Origin of the sequence: Actinomadura sp. GC306 (assembly GCF_004348665.1) — a bacterium.
In the GTDB taxonomy this organism is placed as follows: Bacteria; Actinomycetota; Actinomycetes; order Streptosporangiales; family Streptosporangiaceae; genus Spirillospora.
In genome coordinates, this window is the sequence record NZ_SMKM01000053.1 from 23,417 (window position 1) to 29,480 (window position 6,064).

A 6,064-nucleotide genomic window follows, 5' to 3' on the forward strand; every position below is an offset into this window, starting at 1 on the left:
TCTCGCGGCGGCTGATGTCACGGTAAGGCTCTGTAGTAATCACTACATGGAGGAGTCGACAGTGCCGCACACGCAGCCCTGGGAGCCGGGCCTGCTCTCGTCGCTGACCGGGGTCGGCCCCGGCCCGAGCGCCCGGGACAAGCGCGTCGCGCTGCGCTCCGCGCTGGCCGCGGCGACGGCCGTGCCCGGCCGGGACGACGCCCTCGAACCGCTCGTGCTGCCGGGCGCGACCGACGCGCTCGGCGCCCGGCTCGTGGAGGAGGCGGGGTTCGCCGCCGTCTACGCCACCGGTGCCGGGCTGGCCAACGCCGGCTTCGGCCTGCCCGACATCGGGCTCGTCTCCCAGGCGGAGGTGGCCGACCATGCCGGACGGCTCACGGAGGCGACCCGGATCCCGCTGATCTGCGATGCCGACACCGGCTACGGCGGCCCGCTGTCGGCCATGCGCACCGTCCGGCTGCTGGAGCGCGCCGGGGTCGCCGGCCTCCAGCTGGAGGACCAGGAGATGCCCAAGCGGTGCGGGCACTTCGACTCGCACTCGCTCATCCCGTCCGGCCACATGCAGACCAAGATCGCCGCGGCGTGCGCGGCGCGGGGCGCGGAGCCGGGCGCCGCCGACGCGCTGGTGATCATCGCCAGGACGGACGCCCGCTCCGCGCACGGCATCGACGAGGCGATCGCCCGCGGCCGCGCGTACGCCGAGGCCGGCGCGGACGCGCTGTTCGTCGAGGCGCCCCGGACGGTCGAGGAGCTGGCCCTGGTCGGCCGCGAGCTGGCGGGCGTCCCGCTGATCGTCAACGTGGTCGAGGGCGGCAAGACCCCGCAGCTGGAGCTCGCCGAGTACGCCCGCCTCGGGTTCGGTGTCGTGCTGTTCGCCAACTACCTGATGCGGTCGATGCACCTGGCCGGCCGGGAGGCGCTCGCCCATCTGCGCGCACGCGGCGAGACCGCGTCGCGGGCCGGCCGGATGGCCACCTGGTCGCAGCGGCAGGACCTGTTCAACCTGCCCGCGTTCAGCGCCGCGGAAGCCGCGCTGGACCGCGAGCTCGGGGGCGGCAGGTGAGCCTCCGGGACGGTGCCGTGCCCGGCCTGCCGGTCGAGACCGAGCTGCCCGAGCGGGTCGGCGTCCTCGTCCTCGGCGCCGGCCTCGCCGGATGCGCCGCGCTGCTGGCGGCCGCCGAGGCGGGCCGGTACGCCCTGCTGCTGGAGAAGACCGGCCGGATCGGCGGGTCCACCGTGAAGTCCGCGGGGCTGTCCGCCTTCGCGGGGACGGACGAGCAGGCGGAACAGGGCATCGCCGACTCCGTCGGCCTGCTCCGCAAGGACCTCCTCGAAGTCGGCAAGGGCCGCAACGACCCGGCGCTGGTCGACCTGTACTGCGAGCACCAGCTGGACGCCTACCGCTGGCTCAAGGGCCACGGCGTCCGGTACGGCGAGATCCACGCGGCCTCCGGGCAGTCGGCGCCGCGCAGCCATCCCGCCGACACCACCCGCATGCTGGAGCTGCTGCTCAAGGCGGCCGGCGAGCGGGGCGCCCGGATCATGTTCGGCGCCCCGGCCGCCCGGCTGCTGCACGACGGCTCCCGGGTGACCGGCGTCCGGCTCGCGGACGGCCGGGAGGTGCGGGCGGACGCCGTCGTCCTCGCCACGGGCGGCTTCTCGATGAACCCGGAGCTGCTCGCCGCGTTCGCGCCGCAGCTGGAGCACGCGCTGCGGCAGGGCGGCGACGGCAACCAGGGCGACGGCCTCAAGATGGCCATGGCGCTGGGCGCCGGGCTGCGCGACACCCCCTACATCAAGGGCACCTACGGGCATTACTACACCGAGCACCCGGACGAGGACGGCACCGGCATCCTCGCGGTCTACAAGGGGGCGATCGCGGTCAACCGCGAGGGCCGCCGGTTCGTGGACGAGTCGAAGAACTACAAGGAGATCGGGGACGCCGCGCTCGCCCAGCCCGGCGTGACCACCTGGCAGGTCTTCGACGCCCGGACGATGGCCCAGGCCAACGACGAGGTGCCGATCTACGAGTTCGGCGGGCGCGAGCGCGCCGGGATGCTGCTCAAGGCCGGCACGATCGCGGGGCTCGAGGCCGCGATCGGCCTCCCGGAGGGCTCCTTGCGGCGCACGGTCGCCGAGTACAACGCGGCGATCGAGCAGGGGCGGCCCGACCCGTTCGGCCGCGCCCACCTGTCCGGGGGAGTGGGGGAGCCGGCGCCGATCGACCGGCCGCCGTTCTACGCGCACCCGTCCGGAACCGTCGTGCTCGCGACGTACTGCGGGCTCACCGTCGACACCCGGATGCGGGTCCTCGACTGGTGGGGCGACCCGATCGGGCGCCTCTACGCGGCGGGAGAGATCACCGGCGGCTTCCACGGCGCCGGCTACATGACCGGCACGTCCATCGGCAAGTCCGGCGTCTTCGGCCGGCTCGCCGGACGGAACGCCGCGGCAGAGGAAAGCGAGCTCCAGTGGTGAAACCGTCGAACCCGTTCGACCTGTCCGGCCAGGTGGCCCTGGTGGTGGGCGCGGCGGCGGGCGGCCTGGGCGAGCGCGCCGCGCACGCCCTGGCGGACGCCGGCGCGCGGGTCGCCGTCGCCGACCTGGCGTCGCGCGCCGCCGACCTCGCCGCCACGGCACGGGCCCGCGGCGCGAGCGAGCACGAGGTGGACGTCACCGACGAGGCGTCCGTCGCCGCGCTCGTCGACGCCGTCATCGACGCGCACGGCCGGCTGGACGTCGTCGTCAACGCCGCCGGCGTCATGCTGCGCAAGCCCTACGACGAGACGTCGCTGGAGGAGTTCGAGCGGGTCGTCCGCGTCAACCTCACCGGGACCTGGCTCGTCGGACGCGAGGCCGGCAAGGCGCTCACCCGCCAAGGCCGGGGCGGACGCATCGTCAACCTCACCACCGTGTACGCCGAGCGCGTGGGGCCCGTGCCCGAGTCGGCGTACTACTCGTCCAAGGCGGGCGTCGTCAACGTGACCCGGGCGCTCGCCGCCGAACTCGGCCCGCACGGCGTCAACGTCAACTGCCTCGCGCCCGGCGTCTTCTACCCCACCCAGATGACGGCCGCGCTCGGCGCCGAGCCCGACCGGCTGAAGTGGTTCGGCGACCGCACCATGCTCGGCCGGCTCGGCGATCCCGGCACCGACCTCACCGGCCCGCTGCTGCTGCTCGCGAGCCCGGCCGCCGCGTACATGACCGGCCAGGTCGTGTACGTCGACGGCGGCTGGTCCGCCTGGTAGCCACGGCCGTTCCCCATCCCGATCAGAAGGAGAGACCTCGATGACCACCGCCAAGAAGGCCCTGCTCATGCTCGACTACCAGGTCGCGCTCTGCGAGGAGGGCCCGCACCTGCGGATGCCGCCGCTCGCCGCGCAGATCGCCGAGCGCGGCGTCCTGGCGACGGCCGAGCGGGTGCTGACCGCCGCCCGCGCCGCCGGGACGTTCGTCGCCCACGTGCGGCTCGCGTTCGATCCGTCCTACCGGCTGCGCACCAACCGGCTGCCCCGCTTCGACCCCTACGAGGAGCAGCGCGCGATGCTCGCGGACTCCCCGGAGGCGCAGATCGTCAAGGCGCTGGCGCCGGTCGCGGGCGAGCCGGTCGTCGACAAGGGCTGCGTCGACCCGTTCGTCGGGACGCCGCTGCGCGAGGTCCTGGCCGCGGAAGGCGTCACCGAGGTCGTCCTCGGCGGCGTCGCCACCAACCTCGTCGTGGAGTCGGCGGCGCGGCACGCCTCGGACTCCGGGCTCCAGGTGACCGTGGTCGAGGACATGTGCGCCTCCTTCCGCCCGGACTTCCACGAGTTCTCCGTGACGCACATGCTCCCGCTGTTCGGCTCCGTGACCGGCTCCGCCGACCTCCGGTTCTGAGGGACGCCGCCATGACCGAGCAGACCCATCGCTACGACGTCGTCGTGGTCGGCGGCGGCGTCGCCGGCCTGTCGGCCGCGGTGTCGGCCGCCGAGGACGGCGCCCGCGTCGCGGTCCTGGAGCGCGCCCCTGAGGCCGAGACCGGCGGCAACACCCGCTACACCGAGGCGTTCCTGCGCATGAAGTCGCTGGACGAGGTCGCGGACGGCTTCGCCGACGCCCTCGTGGACGACTTCATGGGGCACCCCGACCCGTCCATCGTCAACGACGCGGCGCTCCCGGCCCGCAGGCGGGGCCCGCTTTACCGCGCCGCCCACACCGTCGACCCGGACTACGTCGCGACGCTCGCCGAGAACGCGCCGGGGGCGCTGCGCTGGATGGCCGGGCACGGCGTCCGGTTCGACTTCGTGCCGACCCCGTTCCTCACCCGGTCCACGACCCGGATGGCGCCGGTCGGCGGCGGCCTCGCCATCGTCGAGACGATGGGCGGGGCGGCCCGCGGGCTCGGAGTGGAGTTCCACTTCGAGACCACCGCCCGCGGGCTCGTCCAGTCCGGACGCGGGGTCACCGGCGTGGTCGCGCACACCGCCGAAGGCACCGCGGTGTTCGAGGGCGCCGTCGTCCTCGCCAGCGGCGGCTACCAGGGCAACTTCGAGCTGATGGCCCGCTACCACGGCGAGCGGGCGCTGACCTGCCGCCCCGTCGCCCGGGGCGGCAACTACAACAAGGGGGAGGGGCTGGAGATGGCGCTGGCGCTCGGCGCCGCCACCGCCGGGAACTTCGCGCTCTTCCACGCCGAGCCGGTCGACCCGCGCAGCGGCGCGCCCGAGGCCGCGATCTTCTGCTTCCCCTACGGCGTGCTGGTGAACCGGGAGGGGCGCCGGTTCGTGGACGAAGCCCGCGGCACCGTCGACGCCTGGTACGAGCGGACGACCCGCGCGATCCAGGACCAGACCGGCGGGATCGCCTGGGTGATCCTCGACCAGCGGGGGCTGGCGGTGCCGAACCTGATGGCGGGCGTCCGCACCGACGTCCCGCCCGTGACCGCGGACACCGTCGGCGACCTCGCGCGCCGGCTGGGACTCCCCGCCGCGGACGTCGAGGCGACGATCGAGGCGTACAACGCGGCCTGCCCGCCGCCGGACGGTTTCGACCCCACCGCGCCGGACGGCCTCGCGACCCGCGGGCTCGTCCCGCCGAAGTCGAACTGGAGCCGCCCCGTCGACCGGGGCCCGTTCGCGGCTTACCCGATCATGGCGGCCAACGTGTTCAGCTTCGGCGGCCTCAAGACCACGTCCGCCGCGGAAGTCGTGGACCGCGACGGCCGTCCCATCGCGGGCCTGTACGCGGCGGGGGAGCTGACCGGGCTGTACTACACCGACTACACGGGCTCCACCTCGGTGCTGCGCGGCGCGGTGTTCGGCCGGATCGCCGGCGCCGGCGCCGCGGCCCGCGTGCGGTCCCGCACGGGAGCCTGATGATGCGGATCTGGCACCAGTCCTTCACGGTCCTCGACGACGTCCCGCACTACCGCGACGCGCTCGCCCGCCACCTGCGGTCGCAGGCCGCCCCCGGCACCGGGATCGACCTCCACGGGATGAAGCCCGGCACCTACCCGTCGGACTACCCGGGCACCCACATCGGGTACGCCTACCTCGCCGGCCTGCACCGGGAGCAGTTCGCGAACGCCGCGCTGCGGGCGCAGGACGAGGGCTACGACGCGTTCCTGATCGCGACCATCCCCGACACCGCGTACGAGGAGGTCCGGACGCTGGTCGACATCCCGGTGATCGCGTTCGGCCAGACGTCGGTGCTGATGGCGGGCGCGCTCGGCGACCGCGTCGGCATCGTCAACTTCATCGGGGCCCTCGAACCGCAGCTGCGCCGCAACCTGCGCAACTACCGGCTGGACGCGCTGGTCGGGCCGATCGTCCAGGTGGAGGCCGGGTTCACCGACGTCATGGCGGCCTACGCCGACCCGGGGCCGCTGCTCGACGCGTTCATCCGCGCGGCACGCCGGGCGATCGAGGCCGGCGCGAACGTCATCGTCCCCGGTGAGGGGCCGCTCAACGTGTTCCTCGCGGACCAGGGCGTGTCCCGGGTCGACGACGTGCCGGTCCTCGACTCCCTCGGCACCTGCGTCCGCGTCGCGGAGCTGCGCGCGGCGCAGTACCGCGCCACCGGGCTC

General features: G+C 74.4%; 6 protein-coding genes. All 6 read left to right on the forward strand.

Features of this window, described 5'->3' with window-relative positions; translation table 11 throughout:
• Window positions 1-46 precede the first annotated feature (46 nt).
• The gene (locus E1200_RS10760) at window positions 47-1,063 is read left to right on the forward strand and encodes an isocitrate lyase/PEP mutase family protein (RefSeq protein ID WP_131951692.1); all 1,017 of its coding nucleotides are present in this window, start codon (window positions 47-49) and stop codon (window positions 1,061-1,063) included.
• The gene (locus tag E1200_RS10765; protein ID WP_131951693.1) at window positions 1,060-2,478 is read left to right on the forward strand and encodes an FAD-dependent oxidoreductase; all 1,419 of its coding nucleotides are present in this window, start codon (window positions 1,060-1,062) and stop codon (window positions 2,476-2,478) included. The genes E1200_RS10760 and E1200_RS10765 overlap by 4 nt, the downstream gene beginning before the upstream one ends.
• The gene (locus E1200_RS10770; RefSeq protein ID WP_131951694.1) at window positions 2,475-3,248 is read left to right on the forward strand and encodes an SDR family oxidoreductase; all 774 of its coding nucleotides are present in this window, start codon (window positions 2,475-2,477) and stop codon (window positions 3,246-3,248) included. The genes E1200_RS10765 and E1200_RS10770 overlap by 4 nt, the downstream gene beginning before the upstream one ends.
• A gap of 40 nt (window positions 3,249-3,288) precedes the next feature.
• Window positions 3,289-3,876: a cysteine hydrolase gene (locus tag E1200_RS10775; RefSeq protein WP_131951695.1), complete on the forward strand. Its 588-nt coding sequence runs from the start codon at window positions 3,289-3,291 to the stop codon at window positions 3,874-3,876.
• Between the two features lie 11 nt (window positions 3,877-3,887).
• The gene (locus E1200_RS10780) at window positions 3,888-5,354 is read left to right on the forward strand and encodes an FAD-dependent oxidoreductase (protein WP_131951696.1); all 1,467 of its coding nucleotides are present in this window, start codon (window positions 3,888-3,890) and stop codon (window positions 5,352-5,354) included.
• A partial coding sequence (locus E1200_RS10785) for an aspartate/glutamate racemase family protein (protein ID WP_207933286.1) occupies window positions 5,354-6,064 on the forward strand: 711 nt, incomplete at its 3' end. The genes E1200_RS10780 and E1200_RS10785, both read left to right, overlap by 1 nt.